At 43.2% G+C, this 18,752-nt stretch carries 17 protein-coding genes; 15 read left to right on the plus strand and 2 right to left on the minus strand.

What is annotated here, in order from left to right:
* Window positions 1-73 precede the first annotated feature (73 nt).
* The gene (locus Xenpb_RS12905) at window positions 74-3,547 is read left to right on the plus strand and encodes an inverse autotransporter beta domain-containing protein (protein ID WP_187654695.1); all 3,474 of its coding nucleotides are present in this window, start codon (window positions 74-76) and stop codon (window positions 3,545-3,547) included.
* A gap of 1,391 nt (window positions 3,548-4,938) precedes the next feature.
* Window positions 4,939-5,829: a LysR family transcriptional regulator gene (locus tag Xenpb_RS12910; protein WP_187654696.1), complete on the plus strand. Its 891-nt coding sequence runs from the start codon at window positions 4,939-4,941 to the stop codon at window positions 5,827-5,829.
* A gap of 211 nt (window positions 5,830-6,040) precedes the next feature.
* Here the strand turns inward: Xenpb_RS12910 and Xenpb_RS12915 are convergent, their stop codons facing one another.
* Complete coding sequence (locus Xenpb_RS12915; protein WP_187654697.1) at window positions 6,041-7,996, minus strand: ABC transporter ATP-binding protein; 1,956 nt, start codon at window positions 7,994-7,996, stop codon at window positions 6,041-6,043.
* A 175-nt stretch (window positions 7,997-8,171) separates the two neighbouring features.
* Here Xenpb_RS12915 and kefG point away from each other — a divergent pair, with 175 nt between their 5' ends.
* The 4 genes from kefG to slyD all read left to right on the plus strand — a co-directional run bounded on the left by kefG (window position 8,172) and on the right by slyD (window position 11,491).
* Window positions 8,172-8,732, plus strand: coding sequence for a glutathione-regulated potassium-efflux system ancillary protein KefG (gene kefG / locus Xenpb_RS12920; RefSeq protein ID WP_187654698.1), 561 nt, complete (start codon window positions 8,172-8,174; stop codon window positions 8,730-8,732).
* Window positions 8,733-8,734: 2 nt separating this feature from the next.
* Window positions 8,735-10,558, plus strand: a complete 1,824-nt coding sequence (kefB, locus tag Xenpb_RS12925) for a glutathione-regulated potassium-efflux system protein KefB (RefSeq protein ID WP_187654699.1) — start codon at window positions 8,735-8,737, stop codon at window positions 10,556-10,558.
* Window positions 10,559-10,572: 14 nt separating this feature from the next.
* Window positions 10,573-10,776 carry a YheV family putative zinc ribbon protein gene (locus Xenpb_RS12930; protein ID WP_099114146.1) on the plus strand — a complete coding sequence of 68 codons (204 nt, stop codon included), beginning with the start codon at window positions 10,573-10,575 and terminating at the stop codon, window positions 10,774-10,776.
* Between the two features lie 172 nt (window positions 10,777-10,948).
* Complete coding sequence (gene slyD, locus Xenpb_RS12935; protein WP_187654700.1) at window positions 10,949-11,491, plus strand: peptidylprolyl isomerase; 543 nt, start codon at window positions 10,949-10,951, stop codon at window positions 11,489-11,491.
* Between the two features lie 153 nt (window positions 11,492-11,644).
* Here the strand turns inward: slyD and Xenpb_RS12940 are convergent, their stop codons facing one another.
* Entirely contained in the window at window positions 11,645-11,863 is a 219-nt protein-coding gene (locus Xenpb_RS12940; protein ID WP_099114148.1) for a SlyX family protein, read from the minus strand.
* A gap of 249 nt (window positions 11,864-12,112) precedes the next feature.
* Between Xenpb_RS12940 and fkpA the strand changes: the two genes are divergently transcribed.
* The 9 genes from fkpA to Xenpb_RS12985 form a co-directional block, all read left to right on the plus strand.
* The gene (gene fkpA, locus Xenpb_RS12945) at window positions 12,113-12,877 is read left to right on the plus strand and encodes an FKBP-type peptidyl-prolyl cis-trans isomerase (protein ID WP_187654701.1); all 765 of its coding nucleotides are present in this window, start codon (window positions 12,113-12,115) and stop codon (window positions 12,875-12,877) included.
* A 550-nt stretch (window positions 12,878-13,427) separates the two neighbouring features.
* Window positions 13,428-14,147, plus strand: coding sequence for a transcriptional regulator (locus Xenpb_RS12950; RefSeq protein ID WP_187654702.1), 720 nt, complete (start codon window positions 13,428-13,430; stop codon window positions 14,145-14,147).
* Between the two features lie 17 nt (window positions 14,148-14,164).
* Window positions 14,165-14,560 carry a sulfurtransferase complex subunit TusD gene (tusD, locus tag Xenpb_RS12955; RefSeq protein ID WP_187654703.1) on the plus strand — a complete coding sequence of 132 codons (396 nt, stop codon included), beginning with the start codon at window positions 14,165-14,167 and terminating at the stop codon, window positions 14,558-14,560.
* Window positions 14,561-14,575: 15 nt separating this feature from the next.
* A complete protein-coding gene (tusC, locus tag Xenpb_RS12960) occupies window positions 14,576-14,935 on the plus strand; it encodes a sulfurtransferase complex subunit TusC (protein ID WP_187654704.1) in 360 nt (119 codons plus the stop codon).
* A gap of 19 nt (window positions 14,936-14,954) precedes the next feature.
* A complete protein-coding gene (gene tusB / locus Xenpb_RS12965; protein WP_187654705.1) occupies window positions 14,955-15,242 on the plus strand; it encodes a sulfurtransferase complex subunit TusB in 288 nt (95 codons plus the stop codon).
* A 167-nt stretch (window positions 15,243-15,409) separates the two neighbouring features.
* Window positions 15,410-15,784, plus strand: coding sequence for a 30S ribosomal protein S12 (rpsL, locus tag Xenpb_RS12970; RefSeq protein WP_010848548.1), 375 nt, complete (start codon window positions 15,410-15,412; stop codon window positions 15,782-15,784).
* A 98-nt stretch (window positions 15,785-15,882) separates the two neighbouring features.
* On the plus strand, window positions 15,883-16,353 hold the full coding sequence (rpsG, locus tag Xenpb_RS12975) for a 30S ribosomal protein S7 (protein WP_047964733.1): 471 nt from the start codon (window positions 15,883-15,885) through the stop codon (window positions 16,351-16,353).
* A 93-nt stretch (window positions 16,354-16,446) separates the two neighbouring features.
* Entirely contained in the window at window positions 16,447-18,555 is a 2,109-nt protein-coding gene (fusA, locus tag Xenpb_RS12980) for an elongation factor G (protein WP_187654706.1), read from the plus strand.
* A 69-nt stretch (window positions 18,556-18,624) separates the two neighbouring features.
* Window positions 18,625-18,752 (plus strand): GTP-binding protein (locus Xenpb_RS12985; RefSeq protein ID WP_230333040.1); only part of this gene is annotated, 128 nt, incomplete at its 3' end.

Raw genomic sequence — 18,752 nt, forward strand, 5'->3', positions numbered from 1 at the left:
TTAAGGAAATAGCCTCATTTTTTATTGAGTTAGTTTCAAGCTTGAATAATGAAATTTTTTGAGGAACTTTTATATGTCATCATATATTAGTAAATTTATTGTTTTTTTTACTTTTCTTTATACATTAGTGATGCCTTCTGCAATGATGTACGCCTTTGCAGAGGGTAACTTCACTGCGGATAAAACATATCATCAGGCAATAGACAGAAAAGAAAATATAGATTTCCGGGGCCAAAAAACCAGTAAAAAGTTTTTGAACCCGAATGCCGATCACGAAGGTGATTTTAAAAAAAACAATAATAACTCAGAATCTGACATACCAAATGCGATCACCGATAACATCCAGACGGTAAGCGATATGCTGTCTTCTTCTCCTTCTGAGCTGGCTGAGCAAGCTAAATCTTATGCGTTGGATAAATTTAATAACACCATCACCTCTGAGGCTCAAAAATGGTTATCACAGTTTGGCACAGCCAGAATTAACTTTGGGTTAGATAAAAAAGGAACTCTGGAAAATAACTCTCTCGATCTATTACTTCCGCTTTACGATAATAAATCCGATTGGCTGTTCTTTTCTCAATTTGGTTATCGCAATAAAGACAGTCGCCATACTCTTAACGTTGGTTTGGGAGGGCGCTATTTTTACCAAAATTGGATGTATGGCCTGAATACATTTTATGATCATGATTTCACAGGTAAAAATCAGCGCTTAGGGTTGGGAGGCGAAATTTGGAGCGATTATATTAAGCTTTCTGCCAATACTTATTACCGTTTAAGTGATTGGCAGCAATCACAGCATTTTAAGGATTACCATGAACGCCCGGCCAACGGTTATGACATTAGTGGTGAGTTTTTCCTGCCTGCTTATCCCAATCTGGGTGCTAAATTAGCCTACGAACAATATTTCGGTGATAACGTTACGTTATTCAATCGTGATACTAAACAGAAAAACCCCAGTTTGGCTAAGTTAGGTCTGACTTATACTCCGATCCCACTATTTACAGTAGGCGTTGATTATAAACAAGGAGAAAGGAATTATACAGAAACTCAGTTTCTGGCAAATTTAAACTATAAACTGGGTGTTCCTCTTCATGCACAATTGTTGCCAGAAAACGTGGCCTCTATGCGGACATTGGCAGGTAGCCGTTATGATCTGGTAGAAAGAAATAACAATATAATTCTGGATCACGTAAAGCAATACAAAGTGGTCTTGCCAAACAACGTCACAGGATATAGCCATAAAGAACAATCTGTAGCAGTGACAAATAATTCCGGTGATAAGATTACATGGGCAAAAAACCAAGAGCTTAAAGAGTTTGAAAAAAATGGCGGAAAACTCTCTTTGAATCCGGATAATAAAATAGCGCTTATATTTCCCGAATATCAATCAGGTACTGGGAAGGGCAATAATTACCCTATCAATTTTGAAATATTAGAAAATGGTAACCCTCAAAAAATCCATCATGCAAAAATGACCGTGCATGTCAGGCCATTTGTGGTGAAAGAGATGGCGTTCACTCCCCCTGATGGAACCGTCTCCTCTGATGGAAAAACGCCCTATATTTTTACCCCGGTAATGACTTACGATACGGTCAGTAATGATCCTCTGCCTCCGAATGTATTCATTAAAAATGTTCAGTGGACAACTGTACCACCTATTGGTGATACATCGGGCTTAAGTTGGGGTAAACCCGATATCACTTCAACAACAAACAAGCAGGGACAATTGCAAGCGGCTTTAACCAGTAGCAAGCCAATAATAGGTAATGTAAAAGTGTTCCTGCAAATGGATGGCATGCCTAAAGCGCAGCAGGTGGCCACAGTGAGCTTTGAAGGTAGCTCTTCTCCTTCTTATGTTGATCGCATTGAAGTTTCACCACCATCAAAGGTGCTGATCGCAGATACTAATCAAGTTTATGAATACAAAGCATTGATTTTGAATAGTTATGATCAAACTCCTGTAAGACACCAGAAAATTACCAATGTAAAATGGGATAACAATAACGGAAGTCATGAACTCAAACTGAAAGGAAGCGATACAACAGATGGCGATGGGTATCTGACGGCAACCTTGGATATGAACAGCGTTGTGGGTGCTCAGGATGTACTGGTTACACTTGCCATTGAAAATAACGCGCCGGTTTCGGCACAACGCAAGGTCTCTTTTTATCCGAATGGCTCTGGATTCAGGGTTAAAGGTTTTATGCTGTATACCGACCTTCCCGGGCCTTTGTACGCTGATGGTAAGAGTCACTATACCATGACTGCCACTATTACAGATGAACAGCATAACCTAGTGAGAAATAAGGAAATCGGTGTGAAGTGGGTTGTGGGTGATAAATACAATCGCAATCGAGAGGATAGCAGTCTTATTCTTCAGCCAAGCAGGGGAGTTTTCGCTAAACAAAAAACGGATGATCAGGGAAGAATAACCGCAACTTTGAGCAGTACAAAGCAGATAGACGGAGTGGTAGTTACCCTCTTCGTTGGTTCCTCTTCTGATACTGTTGTCTCTCCTATTGCTACCTCAGTGGACGTGAGTTTTGAAAAAGTACGTCAGGATTACCATATTGAAAATAATTCTATCAAAGTTGAAGGAACTAATTTTAATTTGCCTGCTGATAATGAGAAGGAATATACCTTTACGGCTGTTGTGGTAGATAAGAGTGGAAAGTATGTTCCACATAAGAAGATTACCAATGTGGTTTGGAGAACCAATAAAGAAGCTGACGGACTCAGCTTGAAAGAGAAGAGTTCAACAACGAATGAAAAAGGAGAATTAACGGCCACCTTGAGAAGTAGTATGCCAATAGATGATGTACTTGTTTCACTTGCTATTGAAGGGCAAGAACCCGTTCAGATAAATCAGCCTGTAGCTTTCAAAGTGGCACGTATTTCAATACAGCAACCTGATCAGGACTTAGTGGTTAATACGCCCTTTCGTTATACCGCAACTATCAGGGAAGCTAATGGTCAACCAGCCAAAGGTAAGCAAGTAAGTTGGAGCTTTACGTCGAGTTCCAATGACTCAATCAAGCTCACTACTGTGGGTAGTACAATAACGAATGAGGAAGGGCAGGTAACCGCAAGCCTGATAAGTACTGCTGCGGTTTCAGATTTGATTGTTACGGTTTCTGCTGAAGGTAATACATTGGGCTCACGGCCTGTAAAAGTTGGATGGCCGACATTTGAGGAACTGGTATTAGAACAACAAAATGGAACCGTATCGCCCGGAGGGTCGTATAATTTCAAAGCCAAGGTATCCTTTCCGGAGAGCGATCATGAATATTGGAATCAAGATGTTAAATTCCAATGGATGATTCAAAGTCCTACAGATAAGGGGCTGACTTTGTCACCAACCGGCGAGGTCACTGTTAAACAGGGAATATTGCGGGCGGCCTTGGAGAGTTCAAAGGATTTGCCTCCGGTAAAAGGTGCGGTAGTTTGTCTTACTATGATAGGAGCTCCGTCATCTTCAATGAAATGTGCAGGCCCTGTGGATTTTGTTGCTCCCTCAGATGAGTCCCTTGAGATAAAAAAACCTTGAGGTAAATTTTGATCGCAGGAAACTTCTGATGGGAAATGGTTAGCATCATTATCAATCACAGGGATTGTGAAATAAAATAACAGTCACGGCATTATATGCGTAGATCCGGGTATACTGGATCTACGCAATCATTTTGATGAAGCTTTCCAGAGGAAAGGGGCTTTAATAAAGATGCAGATCAGGAAATAAAATTTTACTAAGGAGACTAAATGTTCTTTCCCGAAAAATGCGGGATGGTAAGACGCTGAATGAATTATTTAAAGGTATAGAAATACGTTTTCTTCCAGAGTAACGATGCTGTACTTATTATGTTGATTCACCATTCATTTTCTTGGTTGTTTAATTGATCTTTCTGATCTTTTAAGATTATTCACTTAATAAGTGACTATATTATGGCAAATCCAAGAATGCCTTTATATTCCCTTTTTTTGCTTTATCACAAAGAACTTCTTTATAAAAATCATCTGGTTGCTGCTACATACAAAAAGCGATACATTTTCTCTATAAAATAATATGCCAATACAGAATATTCCGATATAAAAAATATCAAAAACTTGAAATAAGAGTAGGGATATTTCATCAATAACAACACGCTATAATACCCTCTGTTCACATGCTATTTTATTGATATTATATTTGTTGCGAGACGTTTTTTTACTCGTTTTATGATGATGGCCATCATTATTGTTGTATTTAATATAATACTTTAAATTGAAAAAATCTCTTATTAACACGCAATAAGAGTAAATGTTTAAAAAGCCAAAAAAGTGAAGCGTGAGGTAGCTATTAATAATATAATGGATTTGAATTAACTGCTATTTATTGCATTATACGAGTAAGTCAGACATATATTCTTTTCTTTATCTCTGTTAATTAAATTATTCACACAATAGTTTCGTAGTATGATATTTTAACTTTCATGGTTTTTGGTATTACCTTGTGTAGGTTGCCAATAAATAATAGTTATCAACTGATAACTTGATGCTTATTATTTAGTTTCTGGTGGTAGCCCTAATTGTATGACATATAAAATAATCAGTCATGGATTTATTTGTATGATGTATTTCCAATTTATTTCAAGTTTCACCATCATCAATAAGGCTGTAATTTGAAAAATGAAAAGGAGTGTTGGACATTACGGATAACAAGAGATTACCTGGTTTTGTATTACTAAAATGAGTTATTTAGTTACAAATTGAAATTATTTTATTATGGAATTAATTCATAATAATAAATCTTTTGCGAATTGTATCCTTATTAACTAACATTTCATTAGTTAACACTTTGACCGATTGACCTGATAAAACCTTTGGCAAAACACGAAGTTAAAATGCTATCACCATGAATCTGTAATGTTTTGTAGTTATTTAACAATCATTGGGCGAAAGAACATGGATATACGCAATCTTGAAGCTTTTATCGTTTTGGCTGAGACTCTTAATTATCATAAGGCTTCAGAGAGGCTTTATCTTTCTCAGCCTGCCTTGACGAAGAAAATACACGGGTTGGAAGATATTCTTGGTGCTTCACTATTTACAAGGGGGCCAAATGGAACAAGATTGACAGATTTCGGGCAGAAGACGCTGGAAAATGCCAGAAAATTCTTAACTCACTATGAACATTTCAAAAGTCAGGTTCATTTTGATTCAAAAGAAGATATGATCAGACATTTATATATCGGCTCCTGTTTTCCTATCCATAATTATTCTCAAATAGAGAAGCAGGTTACGGAAAAGAAAGGGAATGTTGTACTGGCATTTGTGACAGGACTGTCAGTTGAGCAACAGGTCAGTTTATTGAATGCAGGGATGTTACATGTTGCGGTGATGCCTTTAGCATCTATTGCACCATTGGAACCGAAAAAGGTGTTTACGGAAAGGTTAGTCTATATCTTCAAAAAAAGGAGTAACCTGATATCTAAGTTCAGAACGGCTTTAAGTAAGTTTGGAAATGGGATTTCTCCGATAAATCCGTCAGAAAAAAAAGAGGTGGCTGAGTTAACGGATTATCTTAATGTTTTTCCTGTTTATACGGGTGAAAATATGCATTTGTTATTAAAAACAAATGATATTATGTTGATAATTGAAATGATTACAAAAAATAGTGCCTATACATGTGTGCCTAAGAGGATTATTAGTGCTATTCCTGAGTATTATCTGAATTTTCTGGAAATTGTTGAAACAGATAAAAAAATTGACCTTGGAGTGGTATGGGCAAAATCAATAGATGATCATTTAGTTGATGATGCTGAAAATTTTTCCACATTGGTTGCTGATGTATAATCCAATGAGCAACGGTGGTTTTCTATCGGATATCCACCATTTATTCTCTTGTGAGAATGAAGTTTGGTGTATGACTTTTTAAAAATTCTCTTATTTTTTTTTTGTCAGTCCAGTAGAGAATAATATTTTCAGAGTTTGGACAAGCGTAATAGGGTAAGAGAATAGGGAGTAATCGGGCATTGAATGGTAATGCCCGATTATACTCAAGAAATTAGTTAACATCTTGACTTGCATTAAATACTTCGGTCATTTTCTCAAGCTGTTCCTGAATATCTAACCATTCCATCTCGATATTTTCTAGTTCAGATTTTGTTTGTGTCTGTTGATGCAGACATTCGGTTAGTTCAGTTTTTCGGTCATTTTCATAGAGTGTGTTATCTGATAGCTTTGCTTCCAGATCTGCCAACTCCGTGCTTAGTTTTTCCATCTGCTTTTCAAGGGCGGTAAGCTGTTTACGCAATGGCTGCGTTTGGTTACGGAATTCTGCTTCACGCCGTTTTTGATCTTTACGCTCTTGAGCACTGTAATTTGCAGTTCCATTCGCTAAAGTGTCGGCATCAGCTTTCTCTTTTTCCTGACTGTCACGCATTTGTTGGCGTTGCAGTTCAGTCAGCCACTGCTGATAATCGTCTAAATCACCGGTGAAAGGCTCTGCTGCACCGTCATGCACCAGATAAAGCTCGTCCGTTGTGGAGCGCAGTAAATGCCTGTCATGCGATACGACGACCAGCGCACCTTCGAAATCAATAAGTGCTTCCGTCAGAGCCTGCCTCATGTCGAGATCAAGATGGTTGGTCGGTTCATCGAGCAGAAGCAAGTTCGGGCGCTGCCAGACAATGAGCGCTAATACCAGACGGGCTTTTTCACCACCGGAAAAACGTCCGCTTGGATCAGCCACCTGATCGCCTTTAAAGCCAAATCCACCAAGATAATCCCGCAGTTGTTGCTCCGTCTCTTGTGGCGCGATTCGGGCTAAATGCTGCAATGGCGATTCGTCCACACGCAGGTATTCCAACTGGTGCTGTGCGAAGTATCCCAGTTTGATGCCTTTTGATAAGGCAATTTCTCCTTGCTGTGGCGCAAGTTCGCCTGCCAGCAGTTTGATCAGCGTGGATTTCCCTGCACCATTGCGGCCCAATAAGCCGATACGTGAACCCGGTACGAGGTTTAATTTGATCGAATTCAGTACGGTTTTATCGCCATATCCGGCACTGACTTTTTCCATGATCAAAAGTGGATTTGGCAGGCTGTCCGGTTGGCGGAAGCTGAAATGGAAGGGATTATCAACATGAGCAGGGGCGATAAGCTCCATGCGTTCCAGCATCTTGATGCGGCTTTGTGCCTGCTTCGCTTTGGTGGCTTTGGCGCGAAAGCGGTCAATATAGCTCTGCAAATGAGCCACTTTTTCTTGCTGGCTTTGGTATAGCGCCTGTTGCTGAGCAAGTTTGGCGACGCGTTGCCGTTCGAAAGAGGTGTAGTTCCCCGTATATTCGTACAGATCCTGCTGCTCAATGTGCAGAATTTTATCAATAATCGGATCGAGGAAATCCCGATCGTGGGAAATCAGGATCAAAGTTCCGGCATAATTTTTCAGCCACTTTTCCAGCCAGATGACCGCATCCAGATCAAGGTGGTTGGTCGGTTCGTCGAGCAACAGCAAATCGGAACGGCAAATCAGTGCCTGTGCCAGATTGAGGCGCATTCGCCAGCCGCCAGAGAATGACCGGACTGGCTGTTCCAACTGTGCCGGAGAAAAACCCAAACCGTGCAATAGGCTGGAAGCTCTGGCCCGGATTGTCCACGCCTGAATAGTATCAAGTAAGCCATGAAGATGGGCGATAGCGTGACCGTCATTCTGTTCGTTGGCGATTTGCAGCTCTTGTTCCAGTTGCCGGAATTCACGGTCGCCATCAATCACATATTCCAGTGCTGACGTTTCCAGAGCGGGTGTTTCCTGATTTACCCAAGCCAGTGACCAGTTATTGGGAAATGTGACAGAACCATTCTCTGCCTGAAGTTCATCTTTCAGTAGTGCGAGCAGGGTAGATTTACCACAACCATTCTTGCCCACTAATCCTACTTTCTGGCCGGGGTTGATGGTTGCATTAGCATTGTCCAGCAGGATACGAATGCCACGGCGGATTTGCAGTGAAGAGAAAACAATCATAGATGTTGTCTATATATAATGTGTTAAGTTAATAATTAGGTTATATATCCTTCATCTTTCAATTTGCTGTCTTGTGAGCCGCAATTCGAAATCTATCGGGTATATGTATTCAATTTGATAGCTTGGCGTGCATGGTAGCGGAAAATATGTGTCCTGACACGTCTTAGGGGGATTGATGTTATCGCCTAGCGTATTGCCGCCTAAAGTGTTGCTGTTATATACCCATCCCGAACCCCTGAATTCAGTTGCCAATAAGGTTTTGTTGCAGCCAGTTCACGAGTTGGAACATGTCACGATCCACGATCTCTATGGCTGTTACCCCGATTTTTTTATTGATGTAGCCTGGGAGCAAAAATTGCTGCGTGAGCACAAAATTATTGTATTCCAACATCCTCTGTATACTTATAGTTGCCCTGCGTTATTAAAAGAGTGGATGGATCGCGTATTGAGCCGGGATTTTGTCAGCGGGGCTGAACATGCGTTGAGAGGAAAATACTGGCGCTCTGTCATCACGACAGGGGAACCGCAAGGTGCTTACCAGAGAGGGGGATATAATCTTTATCCGTTGGAAGAGATTCTCCGCCCTTTTGAATTGACGGCATTAATGTGCCAGATGCATTGGTTATCGCCAATGATAGTTTACAGTGCCAGACGCCAACGGCCCGAAGCTCTCGTGAGTCATGCGGATGCTTATCGGGAATGGCTGAAAGCGCCATTGTCTTTGGGAGGACTGTGACCATGGAGACTTCAGCGCTGTTAAGCGCCGGAACACTGTTTTTATTTGCTGCTGTTGTGGCTGTTCCACTCGCCCAAAAATTCAAAATCGGGGCCGTATTAGGCTATCTCATTGCAGGAATCGCACTTGGCCCGTGGGGGCTAGGGTTTATCAAGGATGTTGATGAGATCCTGCATTTCTCTGAACTTGGCGTGGTTTTCTTGATGTTCATTATCGGCCTTGAGTTAAATCCTGCAAAACTTTGGCAACTCAGGCGATCGATCTTTGGAGCAGGTACAGCACAGGTAACATTCACTGCGCTGGTACTGGCCTCATTTCTTTGTCTGATGAATTTTTCATGGCAGGCTGCGGTTATTGGAGGTATTGGGCTTGCGATGTCATCCACTGCGATGGCGCTGCAATTAATGAAAGAGAAGGGAATGTCCAAGAATGAAGGCGGGCAGCTCGGTTTTTCCATTTTGCTGTTTCAGGATATGGCAGTAATCCCCGCTTTGGCGATGATCCCATTACTGGCCGGAGGATCTGGTTCCAGTGATTGGTATCGCATTGGCCTGAAAATTGCTGCTTTCGCCGGTATGTTAGTGGGAGGAAGATATTTACTGCGTCCCCTGTTCCGGTTAGTGGTGAAATCGGGTGTCAGGGAGGTGTTTACTGCCGCTGCATTGCTGGTTGTATTGGGAGCGGCGATTTTCATGGAGACATTGGGGTTTTCAATGGCACTCGGCACTTTCATTGCCGGTGTCTTGTTAGCGGATAGCGAATATCGCCATGAATTGGAAATCTCCATTGAACCATTCAAGGGATTGTTGTTGGGGTTATTTTTCATTTCTGTCGGTATGTCCCTCAATATGGGAGTCTTACTGACTCATCTGTTCAGTGTCTTGCTAAGTGTCACGGGCCTGGTGCTGATAAAAGGCCTCATACTTTATATTATCGGCAGAATATCCGGTTTAAAAAAACCATCGTGCGTACAATTCTCCGGCGTACTCAGTCAGGGAGGCGAATTTGCATTCGTCTTATTTTCTGCCGCGCTAGGGCAGGGAGTGTTGGATCAGAATCAGATATCACTCCTGTTAGTTGTGGTGACATTATCAATGATGACAACACCCTTGGTAATGCAGTTGATTGAAAGCATGCTGGCGCGCCGATATAACGAACAGGAAGGGCATAATTCACCGGATGAACATAGTGAACAACCATTTGTGGAAGATAATGATCCACAGGTGATTTTGGTGGGATTTGGGCGCTTCGGGCAAGTGGTCGGGCGTTTGCTGATGGCGAATAAAATCCGCATCACAGTATTGGAACGTGAAGTGAGTGCAATCAGTACCATGCGCCGTTATGGCTATAAGGTGTATTATGGCGATGCGAGCGAACTGGAGCTGTTGCGTTCAGCGGGAGCCGCCAAAGCCAGGGCGATTGTCATTACCAGTGATGAACCGGAAAATACGATGGCGATCGTCCATTTGTGTCAGAAGCATTTTCCTCACCTGAATATTCTTGCACGCGCAAGGGGGCGTCTCGAAGCCCATGAATTGTTGCAAAGTGGCGTGAAAGATTTTAATCGGGAAACATTTTCCAGTGCATTGGAATTGGGACGGAAGGTACTGATTAGGTTGGGTATGCACCCACATCAGGCGCATCGCGCACAGCAGCATTTCCGGCGATTGGATATGCGTATGTTACGTGAACTGATGCCGCATCTGCATGGGGATGTCGCACAGATATCCCGCGTAAAAGAAGCTCGCAGGGAATTGGAAGAATTGTTTGAACGGGAAATGATTAATGAGCGTCGCCAGCCGGAAGGATGGGATGAGAATGAATAGCGTTGGGGGGAATTATGTCAACCAGTCGTAAGCGTTTTATTGCGGGGGCAGTTTGTCCGAAATGCCAGTCACAGGATACGTTGGCTATGTGGCAGGAAAATAAGGTTGATATCGTAGAATGTATCCGTTGTGGTCATACGCAGAGGCAAACCGATGAAGCTGTTACTTCCCATGTCAGGGAGCAGGAACAGGTTATTGGCATTTTCACACCACAGTGAATAACCGTAAGTACAGAGAACAACAGTAACTAAATGTATATGCAATAAATTGTGGATAAATTTTGCCGTCGCTAGGTACAGGGGCGTAGAATTCCGTTACAATTGCCAGCATTTTTTGAGTTGTAAAAACTTTCCCTCACGGGTTTTTCCCTTCGGGTATGTAGGAGTTGTCATGAAAGTAGCAAAAGACTTGGTGGTCAGCCTGGCTTATCAAGTAAGAACAGAAGATGGTGTTTTAGTTGATGAGTCCCCGGTGAGCGCACCGTTAGACTATCTGCATGGCCATGGTTCTCTGATCAGCGGGTTGGAGAAAGCACTTGAAGGTCGTGAGGCGGGTGAACGCTTTGATGTCAGCGTAGAAGCTGATGATGCTTACGGTCAGTATGATGAGAATCTGGTTCAGCGCGCACCAAAAGAGGTGTTTGTTGGTGTTGAGGATGTTCAGGTTGGCATGCGTTTTCTGGCAGATACCGATCAGGGGCCTGTCCCGGTAGAAATTACCGCAGTGGAAGGCGATGAAGTTGTTGTTGATGCGAACCACATGCTGGCGGGTCAAAACCTGAAATTCAATGTTGAGATTGTAGCGGTTCGTGAAGCAACCGAAGAAGAATTGGCACACGGCCATGTACATGGTCAGGGTGGCTGCGGTGGTCACGATCATCACCATGATCACGATCACGGTGAACACGGATGCTGTGGCGGTGGTTGCCACTAATTTTGCTCAGGCTGAATTAGCAGAAAAAAGGGAAGCGCGGTTTGGGCTTCTCTTTTTTTATCTTATCCTTCAGCCTTCCCTGGCCGACACTGTCCCAGATTATCAGGCGAGTAATGCCAGGAATAGTGTCAGGAATAAATGTCAGGAATAGTGTTAATAATGCGGAGGAGGCGTTTCTTCTGAAAGTGGCGCAATGATCGATGTCTGGTGGGTTTTCAGACGATCAGCCATTAACCGGAGTTGCTCTTTCAACTGCTCAGTTTCTATCTGCTGTTTTCTGACTTCTTGATTTAACTCTTCAATAGTGGCTTCCTGATAGGCCAGTTTAGTTTCCAGTTGCTCAAATCTTTGTTCAACTTCGGATAATTCCATTATTTTTCCTCCTGCTTCTGGGCAATTTAAATAACATGATGAAGCGATCATTTGGTTCAGGTTGGCACTATAATACGCAAAATATCCGGTGAAAGAGGATTTCACGAAATTTCTTCACATTAATGTTGTCTTAATGATTTTCAGATCAAGGCATAGCAAATATTGTCATTGGTTTCCGTGGGCAGTTATAGTAAATGTGATGTGTAACTGTACTAACGGTGAACCCACCCAAATTTATTGGAGAATAGGATGAAATCATTGTTTAAAACATCTCTGCTGGCAACAACTCTGGCACTTGCATTTAGTGTACCTCAGGCCTTGGCTGCTAATACAGAAACCAAAAGCGAAGTAAAACTGAATAGTGCGTTTAAAACGGTAGAGCAGCAAAATTCTTATGCTCTGGGGGCTTCTCTGGGTAGCTACATGGCAAACTCATTAAAAGAGCAGAAAACGCTTGGCATCAATATAGAAAAAGCGCAATTGCTGGCGGGTGTTGAGGATGCTTTAAATAGTAAAAGTAAGCTGTCTGATGAGGAAATTCAGGAAACTCTGCTTTCTTTTGAATCTAAAGTGAAAGAGGCCGCCCGGGCTAAAGCAGAGAAAGAAGCCGGTGAAAATGGTGAGAAAGGGGATAAGTACCGTGAAGAGTTCGCTAAGAAAGCTGGCGTCATGAAGACTAAATCCGGGCTTCTCTACAAAGTTGAAAAAGCAGGAACGGGTACGACGCCTAAAGAAAGCGACACGGTGGTTGTTAACTATAAAGGTGCTTTGATTGATGGTCAGGTTTTTGATAGCTCATATGAGCGCAAAGAGCCTCTGTCAATTCGTTTGGACAGTGTGATCCCAGGCTGGAAAGAAGGCTTGCAGCATGTGAAAAAAGGCGGAAAAATCACATTGGTTATTCCACCTGACTTGGCTTACGGTCAGGCAAGTTTACCTAAGATCCCGGCTAACTCCACTTTAGTTTTTGACGTTGAATTACTGGATATTAAGCCGGCTGCCAAGGCAAAATAATTTCCCTAATAATTAAGATAGTACATTGGCAGGGGCTTAGTGGCCCCTGTTTTATACCCGTCTTCTTTCAAGTCTATCTTTCACCTTTCGATTTACTGCTGGTATTTACCTCTATTTGATTAGTAATAAGTATGAGTAAAGAAAAATGAATTTGCCTGCTTATTATTCCCTGGAGAATTAAATAAAATATCTTAGTCATATTCAGATATAAAGCTGTGACAGGCCCCTGAGGTATACTCAGTAACAGCTTGACGTCAATTGAATGTGGTTTTAACGTCATTATTCTGAATAGAATAGAGATATTTTAAATGCTTTCTGTTTAAAGCTTGTTTCATATGGCTATTTTATTTGCCATTTTGAATTTGGGCTGTACTCGAAATTTCCATGTACTTCGTGTACGCTCCGGTCTCTATGTAGTCCGTTTTCAAACTGCCTGCAACAGTAGGTAACTATTGAGATAAGCCTGAGTTGCAGTAATGTGATTTTATAATAAATCTCGCCCTGATATTTTTGGTGAGGCAAAGTCTTAGCTTGAAGGATGGTGTATTACATGTCTACCCCGCTATTAACCGGTGATAACATATCTACTGATAACAGTGATATTGATTTACTAGAAAACCAACCGTTTAGTGAAACGGATCATGAAATTTTAAATTCTTACGAAGCTGCTGTTGATGGCCTGGCTATGTTGATTGGTGGGCATTGCGAAATAGTTCTTCATTCACTGGAAGACCTTAAATGTTCAGCTGTCAGAATAGCCAATGGGGAACATACTGGTCGTAAAATCGGTTCCCCGATTACAGATTTGGCGTTGCGGATGCTGCATGACATTACAGATGAAGACTGTAGTGTTTCCAAGGCGTATTTCACGCGGGCAAAAAGTGGTTCTTTGATGAAATCTATCACAATTGCCATTCGCAACCGCCATCGTCGGGTTATTGGTCTTTTGTGTATCAATATGAATCTGGATGTACCTTTCTCGGAAATTATCCAAACCTTTATTCCAGAGAAGACTCATGAAGTTGCTTCAAACGTTAACTTTGCTTCTTCCGTGGATGATTTGGTTGCACAGACGTTGGAATTCACGATTGAAGAAGTGAATGCTGATCGCAATGTTTCCAATAATGCGAAAAACAGACAGGTAGTGCTTAACCTTTATGAGAAAGGTATTTTTGATATTAAAGATGCCATTAACCAAGTCGCTGATCGTTTGAATATCTCCAAACATACGGTATACCTTTATATTCGCCAGTTTAAAAATGGTGAATGAGTTAGTCCGGAGAAGTAATGTCGTCACTGTCTTATTGCCTGCTGGTCACAGGGCCAGCTTACGGTACTCAGCAAGCCAGCAGCGCTTATCAATTTGCTCAGGCGTTGATTGCCGCCGGGCATAAACTGCATAGCGTGTTTTTTTATCGCGAAGGCATCCAAAATGGTAATCAATTGGTCGCTCCCGCCAGTGATGAATTCGATTTGGTCAGGGCTTGGCAGGCATTGGCAGTCCGGCATCAGTTCAATCTGTTTATTTGTGTTGCGGCTGCGTTGCGACGTGGGGTTGCAGACGAACAGCAAGCCAGTGAATTGAATCTTCCTGCTGCAAATCTGGCGGATGGATTTGAACTCAGTGGCCTAGGATCACTGGCAGAAGCCATGATGCTGTGTGACCGCGTAATACAATTTTAGGGGGCATGGGTATTGATGAAAAAGATTGCTTTTGTTTTTACCGAAGCTCCCCACGGTTCTTCCGCAGGCAGGGAAGGGCTGGATGCGTTGCTCGCGACATCAGCATTAACTGAGCAGATCGGTGTATTTTTTATTTCTGATGGTGTGTTTCAGTTACTGGCTAACCAGCAACCGGATAAAATCCTGGCTCGTGACTATATTTCAACATTTAAAATCCTACCCCTCTATGACATTGATAAATGTTATATCTGCCTTGATGATTTGGTGATTCGGGGGGGAAGTCCTGCAAGCAATTTTGTGCTGGAGGCTGAATTTCTCTCCGCAGCCGCCATTCGGGAAATGCTGACGGGTTATGATGTTGTGTTGAAATTTTAATCTATTGTAGGCAGATAACATGTTATATACTGTCAGTCGCTCACCTTACCATGATGACTTCAATGCAATGCTTGGCCTTGTCTCGGATACCGATGATGTTCTGTTAATTCAAAATGGTGTGTTGCTGGGCATCAATGAGAATCGTTATTTGGCTGAGTTGCTCCGTAGCGGGGCGGGCATTTATGCCTTAAAGGAAGATCTGGACGCACGGGGGCTGTTTGAACAAATTTCAGACCGTGTAAAAGTGGTTGATTACAGCGGCTTTGTTAGCTTAACGGTCAAACATCAGCAAAATTTTGCCTGGTAAATATGAATTGCGCTTTTCAGCCATTTTGCCAGCATAGAAAAACTGTATATTTCTTGACACCTCGTCAAGTCAGCAATAAAATTCCGCGTCCTCCCGTTTTGTCATTATGACTGCGAGAGGGTAAAATCCGTGTTTACGAAGCAAAAAAACCAGGAGCTTTTTTAATAATGGCAACTATTAACCAGCTGGTTCGCAAATCTCGTAGCTCGAAAGTTGTGAAAAGCAACGTTCCTGCTCTGGAAGCTTGCCCGCAAAAACGTGGCGTATGTACTCGTGTATATACCACCACTCCTAAAAAACCAAACTCCGCACTGCGTAAAGTATGTCGTGTGCGTTTGACTAACGGTTACGAAGTTTCTTCCTACATCGGTGGTGAAGGCCACAACCTGCAGGAACACTCCGTTATCCTGATCCGTGGCGGTCGTGTTAAAGACTTGCCAGGTGTGCGTTACCACACTGTTCGCGGTGCACTGGACTGTGCCGGTGTTAAAGACCGTAAACAAGGTCGTTCCAAGTACGGTGTGAAGAAGCCGAAGGCTTAATGGTTCTCCGTTAAGTAAGGCCAAACCTTTTTCACTTTAATGTCAAAATAAACTCGTAGAGTTTTGGACAACCCTGAAATTCGAAACGGAGTATTTCCATGCCACGTCGTCGTGTAATTGGTCAACGTAAAATTCTGCCAGATCCAAAGTTCGGATCTGAACTGCTGGCCAAATTTGTTAATATCCTGATGGTAGACGGTAAGAAGTCTGTCGCAGAAGCAATTGTATATGGTGCGCTTGAGACCCTGGCTCAGCGTTCTGGTAAAAATCATCTGGAAGCATTCGAGCTGGCACTGGATAACGTGCGCCCGACTGTGGAAGTTAAGTCCCGCCGTGTTGGTGGTTCTACTTATCAGGTTCCAGTTGAAGTTCGTCCGGTTCGTCGTAATGCTCTGGCAATGCGTTGGATCGTTGATGCTGCTCGTAAACGCGGTGATAAATCGATGGCTTTGCGCCTGGCGAATGAATTATCTGATGCGGCTGAAAACAAAGGCGCTGCTGTGAAGAAACGTGAAGACGTTCACCGCATGGCAGAAGCTAACAAGGCGTTCGCACACTACCGTTGGTAATCCATTTTTTTGCAACCCAACGGCTGTGAATATGTTCTGGGTAGCGACTTTGCTACCCGTTCTCTAAATTGAACGCCCACGAGAGAGGAAAAGATGGCTCGTAAAACACCTATAGCGCGTTACCGCAATATCGGTATCAGTGCCCACATCGACGCCGGTAAAACCACTACAACAGAACGTATTCTGTTTTACACAGGTGTAAACCATAAAATCGGTGAAACTCACGAAGGTTCTGCAACTATGGACTGGATGGAGCAGGAACAGGAACGTGGTATTACCATCACGTCCGCTGCGACTACTGCATTCTGGTCTGGTATGGCTAAACAGTATGAACCACACCGCATCAACATCATCGATACCCCAGGACACGTTGACTTCACCATCGAAGTAGAACGTTCTATGCGTGTTCTTGATGGCGCAGTTATGGTTTACTGTGCAGTTGGTGGCGTTCAGCCTCAGTCTGAGACTGTATGGCGTCAGGCTAACAAATATAATGTTCCACGTATCGCGTTCGTTAACAAAATGGACCGTATGGGTGCGAACTTCCTGCGCGTTGTTGAGCAGATCAAAACTCGTCTGGCTGCTAACCCAGTTCCACTTCAACTGGCAATCGGTGCTGAAGATTCCTTCACCGGTGTTGTTGACCTGCTGAAAATGAAAGCAATCAACTGGAACGAAGCTGATCAGGGAACTACCTTCACTTATGAAGATATCCCGGCTGACATGCTTGAACTGGCTGAAGAATGGCACCAGAATCTGGTTGAATCCGCGGCAGAAGCATCAGAAGACCTGATGGACAAATATCTGAGCGGTGAAGAGCTGACTGAAGAAGAAATCAAGGCAGCTCTGCGTAAGCGCGTTCTGGCTAACGAAATTATCCTGGTTACCTGTGGTTCTGCATTTAAGAACAAAGGTGTTCAGGCAATGCTGGATGCAGTTATCGAATACCTGCCAGCACCAACTGATGTTGAATCCATCAAAGGTATGCTGCCAGACGGTAAAGATACCCCAGCAGAACGTCACTCCAGCGATGAAGAGCCATTCTCTGCTCTGGCGTTCAAAATCGCTACTGACCCATTCGTGGGTAACCTGACGTTCTTCCGTGTTTACTCTGGTGTTGTTAACTCTGGTGACACCGTACTGAACCCGGTAAAAGACAAGAAAGAACGTTTTGGCCGTATCGTTCAGATGCACGCCAACAAACGTGAAGAAATCAAAGAAGTCCGCGCAGGCGACATCGCCGCTGCGATCGGCCTGAAAGATGTAACGACAGGTGATACTCTCTGTGACATGAACTCTCCAATCATTCTGGAGCGCATGGAATTCCCAGAGCCAGTTATCTCTGTTGCTATCGAACCAAAAACTAAAGCTGACCAAGAAAAAATGGGTATCGCTTTAGGTCGTTTGGCTCAGGAAGACCCATCATTCCGCGTAAGCAGTGATGAAGAGACTGGTCAGACTATCATTGCCGGTATGGGTGAGCTGCACCTTGACGTTCTGGTTGACCGTATGCGTCGTGAATTCAACGTTGAAGCGAACGTCGGTAAACCTCAGGTTGCTTATCGTGAAACTATCCGCGCTTCTGTTGAGCAGGAAGGTAAACACGCTAAACAGTCCGGTGGTCGCGGTCAGTACGGTCACGTTTGGCTACGTATCGAGCCTCTGGAAGCAGGTGGTGCTGGTTACGAATTCGCAAACGAAATCGTTGGTGGTGTGGTTCCTAAAGAATACATCCCAGGCGTCGACAAAGGCGTTCAGGAACAGCTGAAGAGCGGTGTTCTGGCTGGTTATCCAATCGTTGACGTTAAAGTTGCCCTGTTCGATGGTTCTTACCATGACGTTGACTCCTCAGAAATCGCCTTTAAAATTGCTGCATCCATGGCATTTAAAGAAGGCTTCATGAAAGCGAAACCAGTTCTGCTGGAACCTATCATGAAAGTTGAAGTGGAAACACCAGAAGACTACATGGGTGACGTCATCGGTGACTTGAACCGTCGCCGTGGTATGATCGATGGTATGGATGATGTAGCTACGGGCAAAATTGTTCGTGCTCAAGTACCATTGTCTGAAATGTTTGGTTATGCTACTGACCTGCGTTCTCAGACCCAAGGTCGTGCTTCTTACTCCATGGAGTTCTTGAAGTACAACGAAGCGCCGAGCAACGTCGCTCAGGCTATTATCGAAGCTCGTAAATCTAGATAAGTTTCCGAGTTTACTATCTTTTAGCTCCCTCTTCTCTGTGACGGGGGAGCGGTATTAAGGAATAGAGTCGTGTCTAAAGAAAAGTTTGAACGTTCAAAACCGCACGTTAACGTTGGTACTATCGGCCACGTTGACCACGGTAAAACTACCCTGACTGCTGCAATCACCACTGTTCTGGCGAAAACTTACGGCGGTAA

This window comes from Xenorhabdus sp. PB62.4, assembly GCF_014467285.1.
In the GTDB taxonomy this organism is placed as follows: Bacteria; Pseudomonadota; Gammaproteobacteria; order Enterobacterales; family Enterobacteriaceae; genus Xenorhabdus.